The following is a 26315-nucleotide window of genomic DNA, read 5'->3' on the forward strand; positions in this document are numbered from 1 at the left end:
ATAAGATAAATATTACAGGAGTGACAATTTTGTCTAAAAAAGTAGCCCAAAACGAACTTTCTGCTAAAGACTATAATCTTATTTCCAATGCGGCTTATAAAATAGATTACTATAGAATTTCTAGTGAAATAGACATTAGTAAAAATAAGACCATGTATGTCATTGATTATAAAGAAACAACTAAAGGTCTTAATGCACTAACTATCGTTTCCGAAGAAGATTTTGATCGCTCCGATGGCGGAAGAGACCTCACCAAAATCAAAAACGCAGTCATCGCCTACCGTGGCTCTGAACCGATTGGCGCAGGCCAATATAAAGATACCATTAAAAAACATGGAAAAAAAGAGTCAGATGATCTTCTTTCTACCATTTTGACAAAGCTGCCTCCTTTTAGTCGGTCGAAGGCTTCACAGGAAGTGACGACTAAGATGACAACAGGCACAACCACCTATACAAATGAAATTGTTCAAGATTGGATGGTTTCGGATACAAAGTATCTGATTAAAAATATTCCCTTTGAAAATGGCGCAGAGAATCAAATGGTTCAAGCGGATCGTTATGCAAAAGAAATACATAAGAAAATGCCAAATGCCAAGATGTATGTGACAGGGCATTCACTTGGCGGGTCGAATGCGTCCTATGTTCTTGTTAAAAATGATTTTATTAAAGGCGGGGTCACCTTTGAGAATCCGAATATTTACCCCAATCTATCGGATGGCCTCCAAGCCAAAGCATTAAAAGGTGATTACCGTAGTAGATTAACAGAATATATCAATCTCAATGACGGGCTTTCTCTTTTAAATCGACATACGACAGAAATCGGTCGTGTGAAAGTAATGTATGATGCCGCTTTACCTGAAGGCGTCGATTACTCCGAGGACTCCTCCAAAGCCGTCCAATTCATGAAAGATCTCCTCAATCGGGCAATGAGCGTGAATCCTTCACTGGATGCGAATTTATTCCTTGAAGCCCTTGCTGGCAGCCATGGCTTAGATCGGTATGCCTTTTCATCAGATGGCTCCGTTGAAACCATTGATGATATGTTGAGAAAAAACCCTTCTCTCACTGCCGCCATGTTACATCAATTGAGTCAATCGAATGTTCACCCGCAAAGTGTGGTGGCGATTTTAATCAAGTCGCATGTTCTCATGAACACAGGTCGTAAATTCTCGACATATGCCGAGCACCATATACAGCAAATCATTCGCAAAATCGAGAAGCTCGATGACAAAGTGGATCAGTCTGTGGAACGGGTACGCTTGAGATACAAACAGATCGTTGGCTTTGGTTCCTATGATCAGCTGACGGCTTCTGATGTGGATACCGTGATTCGTCATTTAAAAACGGAGGGACTTGAGAATGAGTTCTATTCCGTCAAAGAGTATGATACAGCGATTGATAGCGCGATGAATATAAAAAGGTGGCTGGACTCAATATCAGATGATATGAGCCAGCTAGGGAAAGAATACCATGATGCAGATACAGCCCTGGCAAAGAATATGGGCATTTCTTAAGGAGAACGTGGAATGGAATTTTCAAAGAAACAACCAACAGATGCAGACCGTTTTTTGCAACGAATGACAGATACGCATACATCAAGCTCCGTTTTTTCTCAAGCAAACTTTCACACTGAAGACATGACACCTGCAGAGCTGGCTGCTTTGAAAGCAAAGATTAAAGAAGAGCAGAAAACAGCGCTAATCAGAGCCATCCGGCATCAGCTTCAACTTGAATTTGCAGAAGACCGCCAAGAAGCGGGAAAAATTTTAGATCTAATTGATGAGCTTCAGATCAAAGTGTATAAACATCAAAAGCGCATCCATACGCATATGTCAGGACAAGCCATTGACGCCTTAACAGAGAAAATCGAGCAAAGACTCAAGTTTTACGAACTGAAAGAAGATGTTCAATCCGCCATCGACTCGATTGGCATTTAGATGAACCTTCCGTCTTATGAATCTTTTCCCCATCTCACTCGTATATACTAAAAGAGTGATTGATTTGAAAGGAGATCTGTTTGTGGGATATATTTTGTTATTTTCGGTTGTGATCGGTCTTGTCTTGACCCTCTTGCTCACACCACTCAAGTTGATCGTTAGAAAGAAAGGAACAGAACAACAGGTTCCGCTTATGTGGATTGCAGGCCTTGCTTTACTGTTCATGGTCGGTATTTTTGTTTTCTATTATATGACCAATTTGGATCGTAATCCTTCATCCCTCTGGTTGATTGGACTTGTTGTGACAGCAGCAGGCGCCTTTTTATCAGTTGGGCTGGAGCGTAAGATCAAAGGCGTGCTGTTTCTTATTTTATTACTGCTCGGTGTTTATATGGCGACAGCTTTTCTATTCAATGCGAATGAGAAATTTGATGTCTCCAAAATGGAACAAAAAGTGGAAATCAAAGCGTTTGATGAGACGGAAACACCTGCAAGTGTACCGCCTCAATTTGCTCGGAACAAAATGAAGAAATCGTTCGGACAGGTTCCAAACACAAGCTACTATGAGCTTGGCAGCCTGCAAATCCAGAAGGTCAACGATGAGTATGTGTACATCGCCCCAGTGGAATTCTCGGATTTCTTTAAATGGATTCGTTCAGGGAGTACGCCGGGTTACTTTACATTAAGTGCGACCGACTCATCTGCCAATCCAAAGTTTGTGAAAACAGAGATGGTCTACACACCTTCCTCTTATTTCAACAAAGAAATTGAGCGGCATATTCGCCTCCAGTATCCAGATTTGATTTTCTACGGAGATACACAGCTGGAAATCAATGATGATGGCAAGCCTTATTACATTCGAACATTTGGCGATTTCATCTCTGCCCGAAACGGCTTTAAAGCGTCAGGTGTTGTCGTTGTTGATGCCAAAACTGGCGCAACGAAGAAATACTCTTTAGATCAAGTACCTGCCTTTATCGATGGTGCTGTTTCACCAGAGGCCGTTAGTCTGCAAAACAGTTATTTCGGAAACTATATTCACGGGTTCTGGAATAGTATGTTTGGAAAGTCAGATGTAAAGCTGCCTTCAGATGAAGGAACAGAAGCCAATGTGAGTCCGGTGTTTGATGCAAAAGGAGATATGTACTACTTCACAGATTTCACCAGTCCGAAAGAGGGTGTTGACTCGATGCTTGGGTATGCCCTGACAAATGCCCGGACAGGAAAAGCGACTTATTATACCGGAAATCTTGAAGCGTCCTACATGGATTCTCAAGGCGCTCTGCAAATTATTGAGAAACGTTTCATCGAAAAGAAATGGAAAGGCCGTATGCCGATTCTGTATAATTTCTATGGAGAAGCCAGCTGGCTCACGCCGGTTCTGGATTCAAATGGATTCCTGCAAAACTACTTTATCGTTTCGGCAGCCAATCCTGAAATCGCTGCGTACGCTTCAACACCAAACGAAGCACTGAGAGCCTATAAGACAGCTCTGCAAAAAGGCGGCGGTACCGTTAACAGTTCCTCTAAGCAGGAAAAGAAAGAAACTACAGGGAAAGTCAAACGAGTGTATAAAGAAAAGACCGGTGATTATACAACCGTCACCTTCCTGCTAGACGATGGGAAAAGCTACACCATGTCATCTGAAAAAGAACCTCTCGTCATTTATTTAAAAGAAGGCGATCAGGTCACCATGAAATACACAGATACGGGTGAAATCTTCCTTCCAGTTGATGAGATAAACATTAAAGGATTATAAAAAAGACGTTTCTCCTATTGAGGAGAAGCGTCTTTTCTCTCTTTCCTTAACAATTCAACGAGCAATTCTTTATTTTTATTTCCCCCTGTCATCGGTGACTCGACATAGGAAAATTTTCGTTTAAAATCCATTCCTCTCACAGAAATGACAGCCAATTCACCGCCAATGCTGCCTCGTTGGAGGACATATTTAGATAAAACAGAAAGCCCCATTCCATGAATCACAGCCTCTTTAATCGCTTGATTGCTGCTAAACGTCACAAATGTCCGTGCTTTCAGTCCATTTGATTTCAGGACGTGCTGTAAGTATTCCCCGGTACCTGATCCCTCTTCTCTCGTGATCCATGTTTCGTTTTGCAGTTGATCAATCGTGACATCCTTTTTCTTAGCAAAGGGGTGATCTAATGGCGCGACGATATAGAGCTCATCTTCTAGGAAAGTTTCTACTGTCAGTTCTTTGTCATTCGTCTGTCCTTCGATCAAACCGATGTCGACATGGAATAAGCGGACATGACTGGCGATCGCCTCTGTGTTATCAATGACCACCTCAATGTCCACATGCGGATAGAGCTGATGAAACTCTGCCAATATTTGCGGCAGCACGTACTCTCCAATGGTAAAACTCGCCCCGATTGTCAGCTTCCCTCTTGCCAGATGATGATGCTCATAAATATCCTGCTTCGCCTGTTCATATAAACGAATGATTTGTTTTGATCGATGGTACAGCATATCCCCAGTTGGTGTAACAGTTAGTTGCTTTGGCGAACGATTCAGCAGAACGGTCTGGAATTCCTGCTCCAAGTTCTTAATATGAAGACTGACACTTGGCTGAGAAATCCGCAGCTTTTGGGCTGCCTTTGTAAAGTTTTTCTCTTCCACAACTGTCACAAATGTCTTCAGTGCATCGTAATACATCGGTCCCTCTCCTATCAGAAATCTTAATCCAAAACCTTTCATATATATATCTTACTAATTCCTTCCCAGTGCGTAAAGAAGCGCTTAACTGAAAACAATTTAATAAAAATATTTACTAATTTTTTTAAAGACTCTATACTAGAAGGAGATATTTTCTATAGGAGGTGCTGATTTGGCAGCTAAAATAAAGGACATTGCTGAAAAAGCTGGATTATCCATTGCGACTGTATCTCGCGTACTGAACCAAGATCCCAACCTATCTGTCACGGATCAAACACGTGAGAAAGTATACGCCGCCGCTGAAGCTTTGTCCTATCAAAAGAAAACTTTCAAACATTCATTAAAAAAAATCGCCTTTCTCTATTGGATGACCGAAAAGGAAGAGCTTGAAGATATTTATTTTAAATCCATTCGTCTAGGCGTTGAGGAACTTACGAATACTCGGAGTTTAAATGTCACCGCTTACAATCCATCTGATGGGCTTCACTCCATTGATTCTTCTACAGAAGGGATTATCGCCATCGGCCGATTTAAAAAGTCAGAGCTTGACCAGTTATATGCGATCACCCAGCATATCGTTTTTATTGATACGTCACCAGATGAAGACCGTTTTGATTCAGTAAAGCCAAACCTGAAACGAATTGTTGAAAAGATCATCGATTCTTTTATTGAAAAAGAACACACATCCATTGGATTCGTTGGCGGCACAGACATTGATCTGAATACGAATGTGCATATTCCAGATATTCGCGAAACGACTTTCCGTGAATATATGATGGCTCACAATGTCCTTAATGAGCGTTTGGTCTATGTCGGTCATCATTTCTCAGTAGATGAAGGCTATGCGCTGATGATGAAGGCGATTGATGAGCTTGGTGATGACCTGCCCACCGCTTTTTGTGTCGCTAGTGATCCTCTTGCCATCGGCTGCTTACAAGCATTAAACGAGCGAGGATTTTCTCTGCCGAACCGCGTGAGCGTCTTTAGTATCAACGATATTCATGTGTCTCAATATGTGTCACCGCCGCTCACCACGTATCATATCCACACGTCTTTACTTTGTGAAACAGCAGTTGATTTACTGTTAGAAAGACTTGTAGACGGCAGAACATTACCGAAAACTGTGCTGATTGCCTCAGAACCTGTCTTTCGAAAAAGTACGATATAAACAACCGGAAGCCCCGTCCAATGTGGAGGGCTTTCTTTTCTCTCTACATCAGTAAAAAATTTTACTTAATAAATTTAATAAAATATGTTTACTTTTTTTACTCAAGTTGATATTCTCACATTAAGAAAGCGTTTTCTTATCATCTGTGAAAAAAGAACGAGAGGGGATTACGAATGAAAAAGGGAAAATGGGCGACATTATCAGCAGTCGTTGGGACTGCTGTGCTTCTGCTTTCAGCTTGCGGACCGGGAGATGACAATTCAAGCGGAACACAGCCAGCATCTACAGGTACAAAGACCTTACTAGTGTGGGAGGATGTCAAAAAAACTGAGGGGATTCAAGACGCTGTAAAAGAATTCGAAAAACAACATGATGTGAAAATCAAAGTGGTCGAAAAAGCTTATGCCGACCAAATCGAAGCTCTCCGTCTAGATGGAGCAGCTGGGACAGGTCCAGACGTCATCACGATGCCTCACAATCAAATTGGATCAGCTGTCACTGAGGGGCTATTACAAGAAATCAAGCCAGATCAAAAAGTGATCAACTCCTTCACAGACGAATCGATTCAATCACAAACGGTAGATGGAAAACTGTATGGTCTGCCAAAATCCGTTGAAACCACTGTCCTTTTTTATAACAAAGATCTTGTCAAAAAGGCACCAACGACACTTGATGGCTGGTATGATCTTTCGAAAAAGCTGACAAAAGACGGAAAGTACGGTTTTGTTGCGAAATGGGATGAAATTTACTATGCGCAAAGTGTTTTAGGCGGATCTGGGGGCTATATTTTCAAGCAGAAAAGCGATGGCTCTTATGATGTTAATGACATTGGTTTGAAAAACGATGGCGCCATCCAAGGCGGAGAATACATTCAAAAATTCTTTAGCGAAGGACTTTTCCCGAAAGGCATCATTGGTGAACAAGGAATCAATGTCCTCAACTCCTTATTTACAGAGAAAAAAGCAGCAGCCGTCATTTCTGGTCCTTGGTCATTTGGTCCATATAAAGAGGCGGGTATTGACTATGGTGTGGCTGAGCTGCCAACACTCCCTAACGGAAAACATATGAGCTCATTTTTAGGTGTAAAAAGCTACAACGTCTCCTCTTATTCTAAAAATAAAGAACTTGCTGAGAAATTTGTTGAATTTATCACAAACGAAAAAAATTCAAAGAAGCGCTTTGAATTAACAGAGGAAATTCCACCAGTGAAAAAACTGATGAAAGATCCAATCATTACGGAAAACGCAAATGCGGATGCTGTTTCTAAACAAACGAAATACGCCACACTGACACCGAACAATCCTGAAATGGAAGAGGTGTGGAAGCCGATTGATAGTGCATTAGGTCTCATTGCAACTGGTCGTACAGATGTGAAAAAGGCACTTGATGATGCGGTCAATCAAATCGACTCTCAAATTAAAGCAAATCACTCCAAATAACCATCAAATGCGGGTAGTCTATCAAACTGCCCGTAGTTGATCTAATTTTATATGAAGTAGGTGTTAGACGTGACGGGTAACCTTGAACTAGACCGCACACACATTGTGGAATCAAAGACACACCGGAGACGGGCGCTAATGTTCTCCTTTATACCCGGAATGGGGCAGATATACAACAAACAGTACGGCAAAGGGGCACTCTTTTTCCTGTTCGGCGTCTCTTTTTTGATTGTATTTTATGATTTATTCAATATTGGTTTCTGGGGACTGTTCACACTGGGGACGATGCTGCCTCGTGACAACTCTGTTTTTCTTTTAGCAAAGGGAATTATTGCGCTGTTAACAGCTGGTTTTGGTATCGGCTTTTATGTACTCATGATGCGTGATGCTTTTATGAATGGAAAGAAACGGGATCAAGGGGTACCACTTCATTCCATCCGTGCTCAATATCATCAGCTCATCGATCAAGGCTTCCCTTACTTAATGAGCACTCCTGCTTTCTTTTTACTTCTATTTTCTGTTGTCTTTCCTATTATGTTCAGCTTTGCGCTTGCCTTTACGAACTATGATTTATATCACTCGCCTCCTGCCAATCTGATCGACTGGGTAGGAATCAAGAACTTTCAAAATATCTTTTCCATTGATATTTGGAGAGACACCTTCATTGATGTACTTGGCTGGACCGTCGTATGGACTTTGGCTGCGTCGACTCTTCAATGTGCCCTCGGCATCTTTTTAGCGGTTCTGCTCAATCAGAAGGATTTAAAGGGAAAACGGTTTTTTAGAACCATTTTGATTCTCCCTTGGGCTGTTCCGGGCTTTGTGACCATTTTGGTGTTTGCTGGACTGTTCAATGATACATTTGGGGCCATTAACAATACACTTTTTGCATCGATAGGGATTGATCCAAAACCATGGCTAACAGATCCATTTTGGAGCAAAATTGCCCTCATTGCGATGCAGACTTGGCTTGGATTTCCTTTTGTTTTCATTATGACAACAGGCGTTTTGCAGGCAATTCCCGAGGATTTATATGAGGCTGCGACCATTGATGGAGCCAATTTTTTTCAGAAATTCCGGTCCATCACGTTACCGCTTGTTCTCTATTCCATTGCACCCATCCTCATCACACAATATACGTTTAACTTTAACAACTTTAATATCATCTACTTATTTAATGGCGGAGGACCGCCTGTTGCGGGGTCAACCGCTGGGGGAACGGACATCTTGGTGTCTTGGATTTATAAACTCACGATGCAGTCCTCTCAATATGCACTCGCTGCGGCTGTCACGATTTTACTTTCAATCTTTGTCATCGCCATTGCACTCTGGCAGTTTAAGAGAACGAATTCATTCAAAGAGGAGGACATGATGTGATATGGGATCAAAACAAAACAAGCTCATTCGCCTGAGCATTACTTATTTTATCCTTTTCATTGCCTCCATTTGTATTCTATATCCACTGCTTTGGACGATCGGTGCTTCCTTTAACCCTGGAAACAGCCTCATGAGTACCAGCATGTTTCCGAAGAATCCAACGTTCAGCCACTTTACCGAGCTCTTCTTTGGCCCGGGAGCACTTTATGCAAAATGGTATTGGAACTCCATGAAGATCAGTATTGCCACAATGTTGTTAACGCTGATTCTTGTGAGCTTTACAGGCTATGCCTTTTCTAGATTCCGTTTCAAAGGGCGGAAAAATGGGCTGATGCTCTTTTTGCTGCTGCAAATGATTCCTCAATTTTCAGCGCTGATTGCGATTTTCGTTTTGGCTCAAATGCTTGGACTGATTAACAGCCATCTTGCACTGATTTTGATTTATGCAGGCGGACAAATTCCGATGAATACGTATTTAATGAAAGGCTATCTTGATGCGATTCCGAAGGATCTTGATGAATCAGCCAGAATGGACGGCGCAGGGCATTTCCGAATTTTCATCCAAATTATTATGCCGCTTGCTAAGCCCATTTTGGCGGTTGTCGCCATCAACTCATTTACAGGACCACTGGGTGATTTCATCATCTCAAGTGTCATTGTCCGCTCACCCGAAATGTATACGCTCCCGATTGGTCTGTACAATCTTGTGTCAGACAAAATGGGGGCCAGCTACACGACCTTTGCAGCCGGGGCTTTACTCATTGCGATTCCAGTCGCTTTATTGTTCCTTGTGTTACAAAAACAATTTGTGTCCGGCCTCACACAAGGCGGGACAAAAGGATAAGGGGAGATTTGATGAAGAAATGGATGCTTGTCACGGTTGTCGTTTTCTTTTTGATGGGGTTAGGGATTTTACCTGAAGCAAAAGCGGATGCAATTTTAGTTCAGCCGATCAATGGATTGCAAGGTGATTTCATTAAAGGAACAGATATCTCCATGCTTGCGGAAGTTGAGAGAAGCGGGGGCAGATACTTCGACCAGAATGGAAAACAGGTGGACCCGCTCAAGCTATTAAAGGAAAAAGGCGTCAACTATGTGCGCATTAGACTGTGGAACCACCCATACGACAACCAAGGTCGTGCCTATAATGGCGGGACAAATGATCTCAATACAGCCATTGCTTTATCGAAACGCGCAAAAGCACAAAATATGAAAGTGCTGCTTGATTTTCACTACAGTGATTTCTGGACCGATCCTGGTAAACAGTTCAAACCGAAAGCTTGGGCTTCCCTTTCACAAAACGATTTGGTAAAAGCGGTTGGCACTTACACAGGGGATGTACTCAAAGCGATGAGAGCACAAAATGCTTTGCCGAACATGGTACAGGTCGGAAACGAATTGAACTCAGGCATGCTGTGGCCGAACGGCAAAAGCTGGGGTGAAGGCGGCGGTGAATTTGACCGGCTCGCCGCTTTGCTAAAGGCTGGCACAAATGCAGTCCGCTCTGTCGATTCAAATATCAACATCATGCTTCACCTTGCCCATGGCGGGGACAACGGGGCCTCCCGCTGGTGGTTTGATGAAATCACCAAACGAGGCGTCTCATTCGATACGATCGGTCTATCTTATTACCCGTATTGGGACGGCGGATTTAGCGGTCTTACTAACAATATGAATGATATTAGCGTCCGCTATAACAAAGACGTCATCGTGGTAGAAACCGCCTACGGTTTTACAACAGCAAATGGCGACAACCTAGAAAACTCATTTAACCAAGATTCAGTCAATACTGCTGGCTACCCAGCTTCACCTCAAGGCCAGGCATCTTTTATACGAGATCTATCAGAAAAAATTTCACAAGTGAAAAACAATCGCGGGAAAGGGTTCTTTTATTGGGAGCCGCTTTGGATTCCAGCGAAAGGCGCCCCGTGGTCAAGTCAATATGGGCTGGCTTATATCCAAACAACCGGTACGGCCGGAAATGCTTGGGAAAATCAAGCGATGTTTGATTTCAACGGAAAAGCACTGCCTTCTCTAGACGTATTTAAACAAATGACACCGTAATTAAAAGGATAGGACGTGACAAAATGGGAAAGCGTTACCCACTCGTTCACCCAAATGTGAAAGGCTTTTTGCATGGTGGCGATTATAATCCAGATCAATGGCTTCATATGCCGGAGATCATTGACGAAGATTTTCGATTAATGAAGCTTGCACATTGTCAAACATTCTCCATCAACATTTTCGCATGGAGTAAGCTAGAGCCAAAAGAAGGTCAGTATGATTTTGCATGGCTGGATGACATTATGGACCGCTTGGCAGCTCAGGGGGCACACGCCATTCTTGCAACACCAAGCGGAGCTAGGCCTGCTTGGCTGTCACAAGCATATCCTGAGGTATTGCGCGTCGAAGCGAACCGTCAGCGTAATTTACATGGACTGCGCCATAATCATTGCTTCACCTCACCGGTTTATCGAGAAAAAACGAATACACTCAATCGTTTGCTCGCTGAACGCTACAAGGATCACCCAGCACTGATCATGTGGCACATTTCGAATGAGTACGGCGGCGAATGTCATTGTGATCTCTGTCAGGAAGCATTTCGAGGCTATTTGAAAGACAAGTACAATCATGACCTTGAAGCTTTAAACCAAGCATGGTGGACGGGGTTTTGGAGCCACACGTATAGTGATTGGTCACAAATCGAATCACCTGCACCGCACGGGGAGCACATGATTCACGGGATGAACCTAGACTGGAAACGCTTTGTCACCGCGCAAACAATCAATTTTTATCAAAATGAAATTGAACCGCTGCGGGAATTGACACCCCATATTCCAGTGACCACCAACTTTATGGGCGACTACCCGCATATGCGCCCATTTCTTGGACTGGATTATCATCAATTTGCAAAAGAGGTCGACGTAATTTCATGGGATAGCTATCCAGCATGGCATAGCGGCAGGGAAACAACCGCTGAATTAGCGTCAAACGTTGCCTTCGTTCACGACTTATATCGTTCATTAAAGGACGGTCAGCCATTTCTCGTGATGGAGAGTACACCGAGCCTTGTGAACTGGCATGAAGTGAATAAGGTCAAACACAAAGGCATGGCACACCTTTCTGCCATACAGGCGATTGCCCACGGATCAGACTCCGTGCTTTACTTCCAGTGGCGCCAAGGACGAGGTGCCTCCGAGAAATTCCATGGCGCCGTAGTCGATCATTCTGGGCATGAACATACGCGCGTGTTTCAAGAGGTCGCTGATCTAGGGAAACAGCTGGAGCAGCTGCAGCCCATCGCAGGGACATCCGTTCAACCAGAAGTCGCCATCATATACGATTGGGAAAACCACTGGGCCATTGATGATGCGCAAGGCTTAAATAATACAAACAAACGCTATGTAGAGGCTTGTCAAACTCACTATCGAAGCTTTTGGAAAAAAGGCATCCCTGTTGACATTGTCGGCATGGAAAAGGATTTCTCATCCTATCGGGTGCTCGTTGGTCCAATGCTCTACATGATCAAACCAGGCGTCGCAGAAAAAATCGAAGCCTTTGTCAAAAGGGGCGGCACTTTTATAGCGACATACTGGAGCGGCATGGTTGACGAAAATGACCTCTGTTTCCTAGGCGGTTTCCCCGGTCCTCTCCGCCATGTACTTGGCATTTGGGCTGAGGAAATCAACACATTGATGCCAGATGAACATGTATTAATGACCACAGGGAATGGACGCACCTACCATGTCGGGCAATATTGCGAATCCATACATCCTGAAACGGCCTCTGTGTTAGGACATTTTGAGAACGGCTGCTACGAAGGACAGCCAGCCCTGACTGTCCATCCTTTTGGAGATGGAAAAGCATACTATATGGCTTCCGAAAATGAGGAGATTTTTTATGATGAGTTTTACGAGGAACTCATCGCAGAAATGGAGATACAGCCCGTCCTATCAGCGGTGATTCCAGAGGGAGTCAGTGTACAAAAACGAACAGATGGCACTCAGGAATATGTGTTTATGATGAATTTTACAGAAGAGCAGCAGAACATATCACTAGATTCAGCGGAAAGCTATGAAAATATCCTGACTGATGAGCAGGTGCCAGAGAAGCTTCAGCTTGATCCTTACGAGTACATCATCTTGAAAAAATAATTTAAAAGAAGTGTTCATTCATTGGACGCTTCTTTTTTATTGATCCTAAATACCTGTATAATTATATTTATTAATAGAAATGTATTTGAAGCGTTATATTTTATCTAAATTTTTTGACATGTTTGATACCGCACCATGAATGGATTCACCATCCTTTTTTACCATTGTATAGGTATGAAAGCGGTTGCCTAATGCTCATATTTTTGATACCCTTTTTTTCAATGCAGCTGTGGGACTGCATTGTGATAAAAAGAGCAAACAAATGTAAACGGTTTATTGTAGGGGGAGGGTCTTATGTTAACGCTTGTTGGATTGTTGATTATTTTAACGATTGTTGTATTGCTGATTTGGGGGAAAGCAAGTCCAATTGTCGCCATGGTCATGGTGCCATTAATCGGGGCACTGATTGCGGGATTTGGGATAAATGACATTCAAACCTTTTTTGAAGAAGGAATTATCAAAGTATTGCCGGTGGCGACCATGTTTATCTTCGCCATTTTATTTTTCGGCATTTTACAAGATACAGGGTTCTTTGAACCTGTAATTAAAGCATTAATTAAGCTGACAAAAGGAAATGTTGTCACAGTTGCAATGGGAACTGCTTTAATTGGGATCATTGCTCACTTAGATGGAGCAGGGGCTACAACCTTTTTATTAACTGTACCTGCACTGCTGCCGCTTTATAAAAAATTACATATGAGTCCTTACTTGCTGCTGTTATTAATTGGGACGAGTGCTGGATTAACCAATATGATTCCTTGGGCTGGTCCGACTGGACGGGCAGCAAGCGTCTTGAATATGGATCCATCTGAACTCTGGGTGCCGCTTATTCCGATCCAGCTCATTGGGGTGGTGCTCGTGTTAGGAATGGCGTTCTTTTTAGGAAAGAGGGAAGAAAAACGAATTCGGGTGAAAATTGCTGCAAACGAAGTAGCTGCTGTTCAACTAGAAGGCGCCGATTGGGATCGTGCCATTCAGTCTATTAGCGAAACAGGTGACGCTTCTTTAAAGCGTTATCATCTCATCTGGGTGAACCTTATTCTATTTGTCTGTGTTGTGGTACTTCTCGTGTTAAACGTGATTCCTGCTAGTTATATGTTTATGATTGGCCTGTCACTAGCACTGTTGATTAACTTTCCGAATGTGAATTTACAGATGGAAAGAATCAAGGCGCACGCACCTAGTGCACTGATGATGGCGGCTGTTATTTTCTCCGCAGGTTCATTTTTAGGAATTCTTGAAGGTACAGGGATGCTGAAAGCCATTGCGGTCGACAGTATTCACATTTTACCAGCTTTCTTACTGCCATTTTTACATATTATTGTCGGGATGCTTGGGGTACCGCTCGATATGCTGACTAGTACAGACGCCTATTATTACGCCCTTCTGCCAATTGTTGAATCCATTACATCTGAGGTTGGCGTATCTGGTACTTCAGCGGCATATGCCATGATGATTGGGAATATTATCGGAACCTTTGTCAGTCCGCTTGCGCCTGCTGTTTGGCTCGCTGTAGGCCTGGCAGGGGTGGATATGGGGAAACATATCCGCTACTCCTTCTTTTGGATGTGGGGATTCAGTATTATCCTTCTGTTCGTGGCGATGCTGATCGGTATCATCTAAAAAAAGAAAGACATGCGTACAACGACGCATGTCTTTTTCTTTATGAAGGATATTCACTCGTGTGAATGTCTGTATTCGGCTTTCTAATAAGAGACATTAATCCAATGATAAACAATAGAACCATTGGAGCGAATGCAAGACCGATTGTTCCAATTAAAAGAGTCACAGCAGACACCAAGAAAAGAACACCTGAAATCACGGCACGGCGGTCTGTTTTCAAGAGAATAACACCGACAATCGATAGCACTGCTGCAATTCCAGAAACGACCATAAACTGCGTACCAAATGCATTAACTGAAGCTTGAAGCGTTTCAATCGGTAATGTTTCGCCTTCCTCTTGTAGCACTTCATTAATTTCATTATAAAATGATGGACCTACCGAGAGGATTAATGCTCCAAATCCAACACCAATGGCATTGAGGACAATACTAATAATCCCCATAATTTTTTCACCTTTACGACTAATCATGTGTAAACCTCCTAAAAATTTTTAAAATTTAACTGCCTGTTTTCACTTCTCGTTTTTGGAAGACAATTAAGGCAATGGCCAAGAAAATAGCCCAATAGATGACTAGGACTATTAATGAGAATCCTAGAGACATACCTTCGATAAGAGTAACCTGTTCCATAAAGTATTGGGATGGATCGTTTGCAAATAACAAATATTTTGACCAATCAAAGAAGAGCATTAAAATACCTGTAACTGATCCACCCACAATATAAGCTAACACACTAATGGCAATGGAGATGGCTTCACTTCTAAATACTGTAGAAATGGCGAACGAAAGGGTTCCCAAAACGACAAACATTGCACAATGAGCAAGATAATAATAGATCATATTTGCAAACTGCGAACGTTCAATCACTTCACCATTGTGATACACCAAATTCACATAATCAGTGCTAAGTCCAAAGAAAATAGCACCCAATATGAAGGACAAGATAAATAGCACTACAACAAGTAAAAGAGCATACAGCTGTACTGTAATATATTTAGATAATAGGATCTTTAGCCTTGATGGTGGACGAATCAATAATAATTTGATTGTACCATGCTTGTATTCAGCCGACACAATAGTGGAAGCAATAATGATCACAAACACACCTACAAGCTGGAGTAAATTGGCGTTTGTTTTCACATAATCCCACACACTGTGGCTAAACTGATCAGCTGGCGGCAAGTTATGCTTGATTCGATAATCATTAATAGCGATCTCTTTTTCAAGGCTTCTTTTAAAGAAACCATTCTCTGTCTCTTTGAGCTCTTTCTTGTTCTCCGTATTCATCATTTCTAGCTGGGTTTTCCATTCACCTGAAGCTTGATCTTTGTCATTTGTTTTCACTACAAAGATCAGTGTAGCAATCATACCTAAAACAAGAAGTCCAACCATAATCCAAGTTCCAACACGATAACTGATCTTCATCCACTCGTTTTGAATGAGGCGTATCATACGTCTGCCTCCTTTTTACCTGTTAAGCTTAAGAACTTATCTTCTAAGGTTTGTTTTTCTATTTTGATTTCGTACAAATGAATGGACGCGCCGCTCAAATGACGAATCAATTCCGGCATTTTCTCTTCTGGCAAGGAGAAGAATAAATACTGCTCCTCTTCTCTTACAGTCGTGCCTTCCTCAAATGCGCCGATGAGCTTCTGCGCTTCTGCCAGCTCACCAGATGCGACCTTCATTCGGTAATTGACCAAATCGTCTTGATTCGTCTCTGCACGCTGATCCTCAATCGCAATCAGCTTTCCTTTTTGGATAATCGCAAAACGATCACACATCAGTTCCATTTCTGACATGAGGTGACTTGAAACAATGACAGCTAGCCCTTCTTCCTTTGCAAGCCTTCTCAAGTAATCTCGTATCATGCGAATTCCCTCTGGATCAAGTCCATTGGTCGGCTCATCTAATATCAGTAGTTTTGGTCTATGTATAAGTGCTTGCGCAATGCCTAAACGCTGCTTCATGCCTAATGAAAACGTTCGGACACGCTTATGTTTCACGTGCTGTAAGCTGACCAGCTCTAGCAGCTCATCAATTCGCCCTTCATCCACTTTCCCATTCATTCTGGCAAAGTGAACAAGATTTTGTCTTGCCGTTAAATGATTATACATTTCTGGGTTTTCAATAATGGCACCAACATCTTGGATGGCATGCTGATATGAGGATTGAATACTATGACCATTAATCAGAATGTCACCAGATGTAATAGGAGAAAGACCGACCATCATACGAATGGTTGTTGTTTTCCCTGCGCCATTTGGTCCTAAGAAGCCAAAGACTTCGCCCGCTTGCACAGAAAAGCTCAAGTCTTGAACGATCTTTTTCCCGTGAATATGCCTAGATACATTATGCAGTTCTAAAACGTTCGTCACGTTACCTCTCCTTCTTTGTCTAAGTATCATCTATCATCTATTTCCTGATAAACACCATGATCCGTTAAAAATAGAAGAACACTTCCATATGGTACAGCAATGCCCAAAAGTTGTGAAGGGGATTAGGCAAAATTTAGAGAATCCTCTGCCTTTTTTAAGGTAGGGTTAAGGTAATAAGTTAAAGTGAGATAATTTTATATTTTCAAGAATGTGGAATTCAAAGTTATCATGTAGTATGAAATGAAATCCAATCCTATTCTCTTAACATAAATATATAATAGAGGCATGCAATAAGATGTAAGGACAAGTCATCCTGCTTTTTCTCAATACTAACTTTAGCAGGAGGCACAATTTTATCGTATGTAATTTCAGCTATAGTCTGTTCTTGATTTTCTAATCTAACACGTTTATTAGCGAAACCTTTCTTTAGATAATAAGTATTATCATTTATTATTAAATTCATCGTTGGATTAAGCTTAATTTTAGTTCTATCTTCTAATACTAACCTTCCTTTACCCTTACATTCTATAACCCAGTTTGAGCGAAACAATGATGGGAGAGACTTATTTTCAATAGCTGTTACAATAATATTAGAATTCGAATCCATTACCTCTATATTCACAAAGAACTCATCAAATATGTGATCAATCAACTTTTCAACTTTATTTGTATAGAATCTTCTTATAAATCCAATTCTTACATTTTCTTCATTCATAATAGGTATGCATTTAGTCGTTTTCTTTATCACAGGTTTTTTAAAATATCCAAATTCCATTTTTACCTCCCGTTTATAATTTAGATGGTTGGAATACATCAAAAAAGTTCAAAAAATATAAAACACCTAATTTATTAAAGAACGTGTTTCCTTTAACAATTAGGCGTTTTTTATGTTTTAGCAACATTCATATATTTATTTCTAAGTCATTAATAAAACAATGAAGCAGACAATCCCATTCAGAAAAAAGGATTAATATCTTGCTTCTTTATATTATACCTTTTTCACAAACTCTGATTTTAACTTCATTGCGCCAAAGCTAGGAATTTTACAATCAATGTTATGATCGCCTTCCACTAAACGAATGCCTTTGACCTTCGTTCCTATTTTTAAAACGGAAGAAGAGCCTTTTACTTTTAAATCTTTAATGACAGTGACCGTATCCCCATCACTTAATAGATTTCCATTCGCATCTTTGACCACAAGCTGCTCCTCTGCCGCTTGTTCTTGTTCAAGTGACCATTCATGCGCACATTCAGGACAAACCAGCAGACTGCCATCCTCATAAGTATACGTTGAACTGCATGAAGGACAATTTGGTAGATTAGACATTTGTGTTTCCTCCAACTTTCTATTATTTCATTTCATACAATTTTACCACATTTCTATAGAAAGAATGTGATAGAAAAGGAAACATTTTTCATCGTTTACTTATTTCTTCCAATTGATATAGCAGCCGCAATATTTCGAGCGGTTCTCTCTACATGAATAGCCCCATCTCTCATCGCCTCAGAAAGAGAAGTTACACCTGGAACGATACTAAAAAGTGCATCAATACCATGCTCATGTACGACAGCACTGTCTTTTGAGAGGGAGCCCGCGATAGCAATCACAGGCAGATGATACTGCTTTGCTGCTTTGGCTACACCGATTGGGGTTTTTCCATAAATGGTCTGCTGGTCAATTCGGCCTTCCCCAGTAATGACTAGGTCTGCCTCCTTGATGACATCATCAAACTGAACAGCTTTCAGCACAATATCAATTCCTCGCTGCAAATCGGCATGTAAAAAGCCTAATAAACTCGCACCAAGTCCTCCTGCCGCTCCTGCCCCCGCTACACCTTCAAAGGAAACATTGAACTGCTTTTCGGCTATGTGAGCAAAATGAGCTAAATTCTTGTCTAACACTTGAACCATTTCTTCATTTGCACCTTTTTGAGGACCAAATATAGCAGACGCTCCTCTCTCACCCGTTAAAGGATTATCCACATCACAGGCTGCCTCCAGCCGAACGGATTGCAGTCTTGGGTCAAGTCCAGATAGATCAATAGAAGCTAATTGATGAAGGGTTCCACCGCCTGGCGACAGCTCCTGTCCTGCTTGATCAAGAAAAGCCGCACCTAATCCTTGCATCATCCCAACGCCACCATCATTTGTTGCACTTCCGCCAAGCCCAATGATGACATGCTTCGCTCCTTGATCTAGTGCCGCAAGCATTAATTCCCCAGTTCCTCTCGATGTCGTGAGTAACGGATTGCGTTTTTCTTGCGGAACAAGGTGTAACCCAGAGGCTGCGGCCATCTCTATAACGGCCGTCTCACCGTCTCCTAACATGCCAAAAAAGGCATCGACGGGTTCACCAAGCGGGCCTGTGACTACTTGATTGATCATGTACCCGCCCGTCGCATCAACTAGTGATTGAACAGTTCCCTCTCCTCCATCTGCCATGGGAAGTTTAATATATTCAGCGTCTGGCAAAATCGCATGAAATCCTCGTTCGATGGCACATGCTGTCTCATATGCAGATAAACTTTCTTTAAATGAATCTGGTGCAATCACAATTTTCATCCTAAAGCCCCTCGTTTCTTATCAAATGTCATCAGCCAAACAACTGGAAAACGCCGAAAATAATGGTCGATACGACAGTTAATGTCAAACCAATTAACGATTCAAAAGGCATGAGCTTCAACCGCTCTTTGATGTCCATTTGAACACTTCCTGCTGTTGCATGGAAAAAGCTCCCGTGCGGCATATGATCAAGCACAGTTGCACCAGCATGAATCATGGCTGCTCCTGAAAGAGCTGATACACCAAGCCCAATGAGTGTACCGCTAAATACACCACTCGCTACCGCCGTTCCTGCTGTTGTCGAAGCAGTGGCGGCTGACATAAATATCCCTGAAGCTGGTGCAAGTAAATACGGAGGTAATTCCGAAGCATCGAGTGCTTGGATAAACACATCTTTTAAGGAAGAATTCGATACAATTCCTGCTAGTGTGCCTGTCCCTAATAACATAATTGCTACACCCGACATTTTATGAAGCCCCGACATCGCATAATCATTGAGAAACTTCCCTTTTTTCATGAAAAGAGCGCCTATAATGCCTCCGATCGGTAAGGCGATCATTGGGTCTATATTGATTTGAAAAAGCGGTCTTAAAGCCAACAATAAAATGGTGACAAGCGGACCCGCAAGTGCTTGAAAAAAAGCTGGCACTTCAACTTTGCTTAACGCGGTTTCCTCTTCAAGAACAGGTGTCCCTTTTTTTGCAAGCTTTTTAGCTAACACATATGTAACAGCCAATCCAAACACAGCCGGAATGACACCCGCAGCCATCATTGAAGTAAGCGGTACACCAAAAGCATCAGAAGCGGCAATGGCATTTGGATTCGGTGACATGATATTCCCTGCCTTCCCGCCTCCAATCATGGCGAGTAAAATCCCCGTTTTTGACAACTTTGCCCGTTTGGCAATGGCAAGTGCGATAGGCGCTACCGTGATAACAGCAACATCTACAAAAACACCCACTGTTGTTAAAATCATGGTTGCCAGTGCAAGTGCTAATAACGCCCTCGCCTCTCCAAGCTTCTTCACGATCGCCTCGGCGATAGATAAAGCTGCACCCGACTCAATTAAAACGCCAGCCAAGACACCTGCCGCCATAATTCTGAGGACAGCTGGAATCATATCCTTAGCGCCTTCCATCATGACGTTGACGGTCTGAACAATATCTACACCGCCTACCAAGCCGCCTATGAAAGCACCTGCCAGCATGCCATATGCAGGTGATACTTTTTTTAGAATAAGAACAATCGCAACCACAAGTGCCGTCATGGCTCCTAGTGTACTTACTGTCACATCTCCACTCATTTTCGATCCCCCCAAAATGTCTTTCTTTAATTGTAAGCGTTTACTAACTGGGATCGGGTTGTGAATCTAGATGAACTTTTTTCATTTATTCCTTTATTCAATTGTGCATATGCACAATTAAGATAGTTGACTCATCAACTGCGCCATATAAAGCTCCATCAACTGTTTCACATGACGGGGATCTTTTCCAGTCAAAGCTTGTATTTTATCTAAACGATATCGCAATGTATTCCTGTGAATAAATAAACGATCAACAATTCTTTGTAAATCACCGCCTTCTTTAATGTAAATTCTTAATGTGTGGGCAAGCTCCGCTTCTTGTATTATTGGCTTGTAAAAGTCAACCCAACTACTGTTTTCTTCAACAGCTCCTGCAGTAATCAATAGCCTTTCCAGCTGATAAGATTCAAAAAAATAAATACTTTCCTTCGGATCAAGAGCCTTCCCCAACCTCAAGGAATCTCTTGCGTGCTCAAAGGACAATGACAGCTGGCTTATGTCGGCGGCGACAGTCCCTATCCCCACCAGCACCTGGCCTCCTACTGCTTTTTCCATTGTTCTTTGCAGCTGCCCAACCACATGCTTTAAAAAATGATCAGAAATCGGCTGCCTTAAAAGAACCAATTCATGACGAAAGGTCATGCCAAGCAAATCATCCACATTCTTATCGTATTGAATCGCATGAATCATTTTATGCACAGCGTCTTCTGTGGATGGAACTGGCTGAAAAATGATGGCCATTCGGCGTTTATCTAAATCCATTCCCAGCCATGCAGCTCGGTTCTTTAGCTGATGATCACCAACGTCCGAATCAGAAATTAACTGATTGACAATTTCACTCTCTATTCGCTGCCGCCACTGAACTCGTTCAAGCAGAAAAGACTGCTCTAACACCAGCTCAGCCGCCATTTTCACCAGCTCGGCATGATGCCGAATGTCCTTTGGCTCACCAGTAATGCCAATCACACCAACTACTTGTTCACGAAAGCAAATAGGCAAATTGATTCCTGGTCTCACTCCTTCTAAGTGTAAGGACGCATCGTGGTCAATTTCCACACTGTCCCCGCTTGTCAGAACAAGTCGTGCACCATCATGTTTCTGACCAATCCTGTTTCGTTCACCAGAACCAATGATGACACCATCCGCATTCATCACATTGATGTTTTTATCTAAAATACGCATCGTACGTTCAACCATTTCTTGTGCCAATTCAGTGGTTAAAAATTGCATGAGGCATCTCTCCTGAAGGTATTTTCATTCAATGTATCATAGTGTCATTGCACAATAAATGCAAAGTGTTTAAAAATGAGGCATTGACAAAGGGACATTGAAAAGTGTTTAATCAAACCAAAGGACCGACCGACAGTCTAATCAAAAGAAAGGATGGCTTTATGAGAACCGTTAAACATCCTGAAGAACGTAAAAATGACATCTTAAACGCAGCCGAAGAGCTTTTTTCTACCAAAGGCTATCAGCAAACAACGATTATCGACATTCTGAAAGCTGTTGGCATTGCAAAAGGCACTTTTTATTATTACTTTTCATCCAAAGAAGAAGTGATGGATGCCATTATTGACAGGATCATCAAAGCAGATATCATCGTGGCAAAACGTATTGCGGCTGAGCCAGACCTTCCAGTCGTCGACAAACTATTTCGCATTATCATGGCGCAATCGCCTCAGCAAGGAAGCAATAAACAGGGCATGATTGAACAATTCCATCAGCCTTCTAATGCAGAGATGCACCAAAAAAGCTTAATCAAAGCGATTAAAGAACTATCACCCGTTTTAGCTGATGTCATTCAGCAAGGGGTGGGAGAAGGGACATTCAAAACAAAGTACCCGCAAGAAACGGTGGAATTCCTTCTTGCTTCTGCACAGGTCATATTTGATGAGGGCCTTTTTCAATGGACAGCCGAAGAGAGTATGCAGCGCGCGCTAGCTTTTATCGATATCCTCGAATCCTCATTACATGCAGAAAAGGGGAGCTTCTCCTTTCTTCTGAAACGTTTAACTGGAGAACTTGATGAACATAATCAGTGATTGGTCACTTCAATACCAATCCTGCGTATATTATAGACTGACGGTCGGTCTAAAAGGAGAGTGATACCCATGTCTTTATTATCCAAAAGAGGTTCATCCCACTTTATTTACCTCGTGCTCGGACAGATTATTTCTGTTTTTGGGTCTTCCTTAATTCGGTTTGTTCTATCTTTACACGTGCTGGATATGACTCAGCGTGTAGACTTATATGCCTTACTATTCGCTTTATCCAATGTACCGCTCCTTCTTTCCCCCTTAGCAGGCGCAATCGCTGACCGGTTTAACAGAAGGAACTTAATGATTTTATTTGATGTTCTCACCGGCATCATGATTCTGGCTTTTTATTTTTGGTTATTCTCAGGCAATGATTCACTCTTTATGATCGGAGCGGTCATGGTGCTTCTTGGTGTGATGAGTACGTTCTATGCTCCCGCTGTGATGTCCAGCATTCCACAGTTAGTAAAACAGGAACAATTAGAACAAGCAAACGGGATCGTCAATGGCGTGCAGGCACTTTCAGGTGTTCTCGCTCCTATTATCGGCGGGGTTCTGTACGGACTGATTGGAAGTCAATCCATTATAGGTGCCAGTGCCATCGTGTTTTTTCTATCAGCATGCATGCTTTTACGATTAAACATATCCTTCTCACCTAGCCCGCTTACAGAAACTATGGGCAAAGTGCTCGTAAAAGATATGAAACAGGGATTTTCCTATATTGGCAGTCAGCCATTTTTAAAAAGAGCCATGTTGCTTGCTGCAATGTTAAATTTCATCCTCACGCCATTTTTTATCGTAGGTGGTCCAATCATTTTAAGGGTCACAATGAAAAGTAGTGACATCATGTATGGTGTAGGCATGGGCTTGATTGAGTTCGCTGTCATCGCAGGTGCTCTGCTAGTTGGACTTGTAGCAAAGCATTGGCGCATCCCTACTTTATATCGCTGGCTGATCGTCATCGCAATCATCTTGCTACCTGTCGCATTCTCTACATCCAACACAGCTCTTCAATTTGGCACTTATCCAGCTTATTTTCTCTTTCTAGCAGGATGTCTTCCGATTGCTATGCTTCTTACAATGATCTCAATCGTTGTGATTTCACATGTTCAAAAGAAAACGCCAAATAGTCAATTAGGAAAAGTGATGGCAAATCTGACAATGGTTTCTCAATGTGCTGCCCCGCTTGGTCAAATGATGTATGGGTTCTTGTTCAATACGTTTTCAGCAAACATGTATGTGACAGTATTAATAGTCAGTACTTTCATGTTTGCCCTTGCCTACTTAACAAAAAATATGCTTCAACATGAAGGAGAATCAGCCTCATGAGACTGACGTTTATAAAGAAGGACTTAACCCGCCACCGTCTCATTTCCACCGGTTTAACCATATGCATTATGATGACATCATTTCTAGCAACAAGCGCCGCTCAAATGACAGTACAACTGAATGGTTCCATTTCTAATCTGCTCCATTCAGCCAAGGCACCAGACTTTGTCCAAATGCATGACGGCAGCCTAAAGGAAAAAGATATTGAGGCATTTTCAAGCAAGCAGTCCATGGTAAAAGCACATCAAATCGTCCCAATGATTCCAATTGAACATGCAAATATCAAGTTCGGAAACGAACCCGCCAAAGCAGGTGTGATGGATCATTTATTTGTGAAACAAAATCGTTATTTTGATTTTCTTTTAAATGAACAAAATGAAAAGCTCACTGTCAGTAAAGGTGAAGTGGCTGTCCCTATCTATTTTCAGCAAAGATATCATCTCAAAATAGGAGAAACGTTACTGATTGGGAAAGGGTCTAATCAATTCTCTTTCCGCATCAAAGCATTCTTGCGAGATGCACAAATGAACCCCAGTCTTGTTAGTTCGAAAAGATTCCTTCTTCATCACAAGGATTGGGACGCAATGAATCAAGTGTTTCATAAAAAGGAATATTTAATTGAATTTTTACTGCATGATGCCGCGCAGGCAGATGCCTTTCAAGCAATCTACCAGTCATCACAGCTTCCACAACAAGGTCCTGCTGTCACATTACCTTTGCTGCGTATGCTGAACGCATTGACAGATGGAATGGTGATCGCCATTCTGCTGCTTTCTTGCATGCTGCTCATCGGTATAGCCCTTCTCTCTCTCCACCTTGCTATGACGGCTTCTATAGAAGAGGACGAACGTGAAATTGGAATATTGAAGGTGCTTGGGATACCTTTATCAAGAATCAAGCAATTATACGTTGGAAAGTATGCCTTGCTTGCTGGTATAGGGTGTATAGCAGGATATGGGTTAACGTTTATATTTGGTGATATGTTTACAGCCAATATTCAGCGATACATGGGGAATCAGCCTTCTTTCACTTCTTGGTTCATGCCGCTTTGTGTTTCTATTGTGATGGCAATGATCATCATTTCTTTCAGCTATACTGTCCTAAGAAAGTTTGGTCGAGTATCAGCTGCTCAAGCACTTCAAGGCAGCGTCATTTCAACGAATGATAAAAAACAAATACCCTTGCATCTCAAGAAAAACAGGTTCATATCAGTCAATATTTGGCTTGGTTTAAAAGATCTGTTATCACGAAAGAAGTTGTACACAACGATTACTTGTATTATGGCCCTTTGTACATTTTTGATGCTGCTGCCTATTCAGCTATGGTACACCTTACAATCGCCGGATTTCATCACATATCTTGGCTCTGGTCAAAGTGACCTTCGAATTGATATACGACAAGGAAATCATCTAAAGGAAAATACTAATAAAATAGAATCAATGATTCGTGATGATCGAGACATTCAAGCATCAGCCATATATGAAACAACTTCTCTTCAGGCAAAATCAAAGGAGAATTCATTAGAAACACTCTATTTAGAAGCAGGTAATCTCTCAGCATTTCCTCTCACCTATTTACAAGGGAGACAGCCTTTAAAGAAGAAAGAAATTGCCTTATCAGTGCTCAGCTCAGATTCACTCCAAAAAAAGGTTGGAGAAAAAATTACTCTCGTAACAAACGGGCAGGAAATTCAAAAAACTGTGACTGGCATTTATCAGGATGTCACTAACGGCGGGAAAACAGCAAAAGCAATATCACAGCCATTTCCTCAAACAGCTCTTTGGAAAACCATTCAAATCCAACTAAACCAAGGAGTAGAAATTGCGGAGAAAAAGACAGTATTTGAAAAAGAGATATCTCCTGCAAAAGTGACAGATATGAAAGAATACGTTCATCAAACAATCGGCAGCACAGCATCTTTAGTAAAAGTCGTTGCATTTTTTTCTACATTAGCTGCTTTTGGAACCGCCAGTTTGATGTTATTCATGTTTCTGCACATGTTAAAAGCAAAAGATTCAAGCCGAAACCATTTACTACGAACGATTGGATTTTCTAAAAAAGATGTAACAGTACAATATATCACAAGTTTTATCGTCGTTATCTTTTTGGGCACATTTATTGGCACGATCGCTGTCCACTTGATTGGACCAGCTTTAATGAGTGTAGGTGGAGCATCCTTAGGGGCATCAAGCCTCCAGTGGCTGGCACCACAATGGGTGTCAGTTGTGTACCCAATCACACTATTGATTGTCAGCTTAGCTTTAACTGCTTCGTTATTGAAGACGTTATTTACTAGTCAAACTACACGTCATACACTTTCATAAGGAGATGTTTCAC

Annotated in this window: 22 protein-coding genes; 13 read left to right on the top strand and 9 right to left on the bottom strand. The window is 41.9% G+C overall.

Translation table 11 applies throughout. The features are described 5' to 3' along the window. Positions 1-29 precede the first annotated feature (29 nt). The 3 genes from MHH54_RS18225 (at position 30) to MHH54_RS18235 (ending at position 3696) form a co-directional block, all read left to right on the top strand. Positions 30-1514 (top strand): lipase, encoded by a 1485-nt coding sequence (locus MHH54_RS18225; protein ID WP_342500518.1) that lies wholly within the window; start codon positions 30-32, stop codon positions 1512-1514. 12 nt (positions 1515-1526) lie between these two features. Continuing rightward, complete coding sequence (locus MHH54_RS18230; protein WP_106032029.1) at positions 1527-1937, top strand: hypothetical protein; 411 nt, start codon at positions 1527-1529, stop codon at positions 1935-1937. An 82-nt stretch (positions 1938-2019) separates the two neighbouring features. After that, positions 2020-3696, top strand: a complete 1677-nt coding sequence (locus MHH54_RS18235) for a hypothetical protein (protein ID WP_106029415.1) — start codon at positions 2020-2022, stop codon at positions 3694-3696. Between the two features lie 14 nt (positions 3697-3710). On the opposite strand, the gene MHH54_RS18240 is transcribed toward MHH54_RS18235, so the two are convergent. Further along, a complete protein-coding gene (locus MHH54_RS18240) occupies positions 3711-4610 on the bottom strand; it encodes a LysR family transcriptional regulator (RefSeq protein WP_003214942.1) in 900 nt (299 codons plus the stop codon). A gap of 172 nt (positions 4611-4782) precedes the next feature. Between MHH54_RS18240 and MHH54_RS18245 the strand changes: the two genes are divergently transcribed. The 7 genes from MHH54_RS18245 to MHH54_RS18275 all read left to right on the top strand — a co-directional run bounded on the left by MHH54_RS18245 (position 4783) and on the right by MHH54_RS18275 (position 14371). Then, on the top strand, positions 4783-5778 hold the full coding sequence (locus MHH54_RS18245; protein WP_003215127.1) for a LacI family DNA-binding transcriptional regulator: 996 nt from the start codon (positions 4783-4785) through the stop codon (positions 5776-5778). Between the two features lie 173 nt (positions 5779-5951). Beyond that, positions 5952-7217 (top strand): extracellular solute-binding protein, encoded by a 1266-nt coding sequence (locus tag MHH54_RS18250; protein ID WP_003215045.1) that lies wholly within the window; start codon positions 5952-5954, stop codon positions 7215-7217. Between the two features lie 138 nt (positions 7218-7355). Continuing rightward, a complete protein-coding gene (locus tag MHH54_RS18255) occupies positions 7356-8594 on the top strand; it encodes a sugar ABC transporter permease (protein ID WP_003214698.1) in 1239 nt (412 codons plus the stop codon). A gap of 1 nt (position 8595) precedes the next feature. Beyond that, positions 8596-9438 (top strand): ABC transporter permease subunit, encoded by an 843-nt coding sequence (locus MHH54_RS18260; RefSeq protein WP_003215217.1) that lies wholly within the window; start codon positions 8596-8598, stop codon positions 9436-9438. An 11-nt stretch (positions 9439-9449) separates the two neighbouring features. After that, the gene (locus tag MHH54_RS18265) at positions 9450-10658 is read left to right on the top strand and encodes a glycosyl hydrolase 53 family protein (protein WP_342500519.1); all 1209 of its coding nucleotides are present in this window, start codon (positions 9450-9452) and stop codon (positions 10656-10658) included. Between the two features lie 23 nt (positions 10659-10681). Further along, positions 10682-12748, top strand: coding sequence for a beta-galactosidase (locus tag MHH54_RS18270; RefSeq protein ID WP_342500520.1), 2067 nt, complete (start codon positions 10682-10684; stop codon positions 12746-12748). Positions 12749-13042: 294 nt separating this feature from the next. Beyond that, the gene (locus tag MHH54_RS18275) at positions 13043-14371 is read left to right on the top strand and encodes a citrate:proton symporter (protein WP_003214912.1); all 1329 of its coding nucleotides are present in this window, start codon (positions 13043-13045) and stop codon (positions 14369-14371) included. Between the two features lie 40 nt (positions 14372-14411). On the opposite strand, the gene MHH54_RS18280 is transcribed toward MHH54_RS18275, so the two are convergent. From MHH54_RS18280 to MHH54_RS18315, 8 genes are all read right to left on the bottom strand, one after another. Further along, the gene (locus MHH54_RS18280; RefSeq protein ID WP_003214965.1) at positions 14412-14840 is read right to left on the bottom strand and encodes a DUF4064 domain-containing protein; all 429 of its coding nucleotides are present in this window, start codon (positions 14838-14840) and stop codon (positions 14412-14414) included. 28 nt (positions 14841-14868) lie between these two features. Continuing rightward, positions 14869-15822, bottom strand: coding sequence for an ABC transporter permease (locus MHH54_RS18285; RefSeq protein WP_106032024.1), 954 nt, complete (start codon positions 15820-15822; stop codon positions 14869-14871). Beyond that, on the bottom strand, positions 15819-16748 hold the full coding sequence (locus MHH54_RS18290; protein WP_080984767.1) for an ABC transporter ATP-binding protein: 930 nt from the start codon (positions 16746-16748) through the stop codon (positions 15819-15821). The genes MHH54_RS18285 and MHH54_RS18290 overlap by 4 nt, the downstream gene beginning before the upstream one ends. Before the next feature lie 253 nt (positions 16749-17001). Beyond that, positions 17002-17523: a hypothetical protein gene (locus MHH54_RS18295; protein ID WP_342500521.1), complete on the bottom strand. Its 522-nt coding sequence runs from the start codon at positions 17521-17523 to the stop codon at positions 17002-17004. Between the two features lie 213 nt (positions 17524-17736). Beyond that, a complete protein-coding gene (locus MHH54_RS18300; protein ID WP_003215145.1) occupies positions 17737-18075 on the bottom strand; it encodes a zinc ribbon domain-containing protein YjdM in 339 nt (112 codons plus the stop codon). Positions 18076-18170: 95 nt separating this feature from the next. After that, on the bottom strand, positions 18171-19310 hold the full coding sequence (locus MHH54_RS18305; RefSeq protein WP_342500522.1) for a glycerate kinase: 1140 nt from the start codon (positions 19308-19310) through the stop codon (positions 18171-18173). 31 nt (positions 19311-19341) lie between these two features. Continuing rightward, positions 19342-20613 carry a GntP family permease gene (locus MHH54_RS18310; protein ID WP_065099197.1) on the bottom strand — a complete coding sequence of 424 codons (1272 nt, stop codon included), beginning with the start codon at positions 20611-20613 and terminating at the stop codon, positions 19342-19344. A gap of 117 nt (positions 20614-20730) precedes the next feature. After that, on the bottom strand, positions 20731-21843 hold the full coding sequence (locus tag MHH54_RS18315) for a sugar diacid recognition domain-containing protein (RefSeq protein ID WP_003215110.1): 1113 nt from the start codon (positions 21841-21843) through the stop codon (positions 20731-20733). A gap of 161 nt (positions 21844-22004) precedes the next feature. Here MHH54_RS18315 and MHH54_RS18320 point away from each other — a divergent pair, with 161 nt between their 5' ends. The 3 genes from MHH54_RS18320 to MHH54_RS18330 all read left to right on the top strand — a co-directional run bounded on the left by MHH54_RS18320 (position 22005) and on the right by MHH54_RS18330 (position 26302). Continuing rightward, positions 22005-22655, top strand: a complete 651-nt coding sequence (locus MHH54_RS18320; RefSeq protein ID WP_003215358.1) for a TetR/AcrR family transcriptional regulator — start codon at positions 22005-22007, stop codon at positions 22653-22655. Between the two features lie 69 nt (positions 22656-22724). Beyond that, positions 22725-23978 (top strand): MFS transporter, encoded by a 1254-nt coding sequence (locus MHH54_RS18325; RefSeq protein WP_003214677.1) that lies wholly within the window; start codon positions 22725-22727, stop codon positions 23976-23978. Continuing rightward, positions 23975-26302, top strand: coding sequence for an ABC transporter permease (locus MHH54_RS18330; RefSeq protein WP_003214765.1), 2328 nt, complete (start codon positions 23975-23977; stop codon positions 26300-26302). The genes MHH54_RS18325 and MHH54_RS18330 overlap by 4 nt, the downstream gene beginning before the upstream one ends. Positions 26303-26315 lie beyond the last annotated feature (13 nt).

Origin of the sequence: Bacillus sp. FSL K6-4563, from assembly GCF_038630405.1 — a bacterium.
Classification (GTDB): Bacteria; Bacillota; Bacilli; order Bacillales; family Bacillaceae; genus Bacillus; species Bacillus pumilus.

Bases quoted from the DNA above. Each gene is read 5' to 3' on its own strand.
- MHH54_RS18270 (WP_342500520.1), top strand. From the start codon at position 10,682: ATGGGAAAGCGTTACCCACTCGTTCACCCAAATGTGAAAGGCTTTTTG.
- MHH54_RS18315 (WP_003215110.1), bottom strand. From the start codon at position 21,843: ATGCAATTTTTAACCACTGAATTGGCACAAGAAATGGTTGAACGTACG.
- MHH54_RS18265 (WP_342500519.1), top strand. From the start codon at position 9,450: ATGAAGAAATGGATGCTTGTCACGGTTGTCGTTTTCTTTTTGATGGGG.
- MHH54_RS18250 (WP_003215045.1), top strand. From the start codon at position 5,952: ATGAAAAAGGGAAAATGGGCGACATTATCAGCAGTCGTTGGGACTGCT.
- MHH54_RS18275 (WP_003214912.1), top strand. From the start codon at position 13,043: ATGTTAACGCTTGTTGGATTGTTGATTATTTTAACGATTGTTGTATTG.
- MHH54_RS18330 (WP_003214765.1), top strand. From the start codon at position 23,975: ATGAGACTGACGTTTATAAAGAAGGACTTAACCCGCCACCGTCTCATT.
- MHH54_RS18300 (WP_003215145.1), bottom strand. From the start codon at position 18,075: ATGTCTAATCTACCAAATTGTCCTTCATGCAGTTCAACGTATACTTAT.
- MHH54_RS18310 (WP_065099197.1), bottom strand. From the start codon at position 20,613: ATGAGTGGAGATGTGACAGTAAGTACACTAGGAGCCATGACGGCACTT.
- MHH54_RS18320 (WP_003215358.1), top strand. From the start codon at position 22,005: ATGAGAACCGTTAAACATCCTGAAGAACGTAAAAATGACATCTTAAAC.
- MHH54_RS18325 (WP_003214677.1), top strand. From the start codon at position 22,725: ATGTCTTTATTATCCAAAAGAGGTTCATCCCACTTTATTTACCTCGTG.
- MHH54_RS18240 (WP_003214942.1), bottom strand. From the start codon at position 4,610: ATGTATTACGATGCACTGAAGACATTTGTGACAGTTGTGGAAGAGAAA.
- MHH54_RS18305 (WP_342500522.1), bottom strand. From the start codon at position 19,310: ATGAAAATTGTGATTGCACCAGATTCATTTAAAGAAAGTTTATCTGCA.
- MHH54_RS18230 (WP_106032029.1), top strand. From the start codon at position 1,527: ATGGAATTTTCAAAGAAACAACCAACAGATGCAGACCGTTTTTTGCAA.
- MHH54_RS18260 (WP_003215217.1), top strand. From the start codon at position 8,596: ATGGGATCAAAACAAAACAAGCTCATTCGCCTGAGCATTACTTATTTT.
- MHH54_RS18255 (WP_003214698.1), top strand. From the start codon at position 7,356: ATGTTCTCCTTTATACCCGGAATGGGGCAGATATACAACAAACAGTAC.
- MHH54_RS18280 (WP_003214965.1), bottom strand. From the start codon at position 14,840: ATGATTAGTCGTAAAGGTGAAAAAATTATGGGGATTATTAGTATTGTC.
- MHH54_RS18285 (WP_106032024.1), bottom strand. From the start codon at position 15,822: ATGATACGCCTCATTCAAAACGAGTGGATGAAGATCAGTTATCGTGTT.
- MHH54_RS18295 (WP_342500521.1), bottom strand. From the start codon at position 17,523: ATGGAATTTGGATATTTTAAAAAACCTGTGATAAAGAAAACGACTAAA.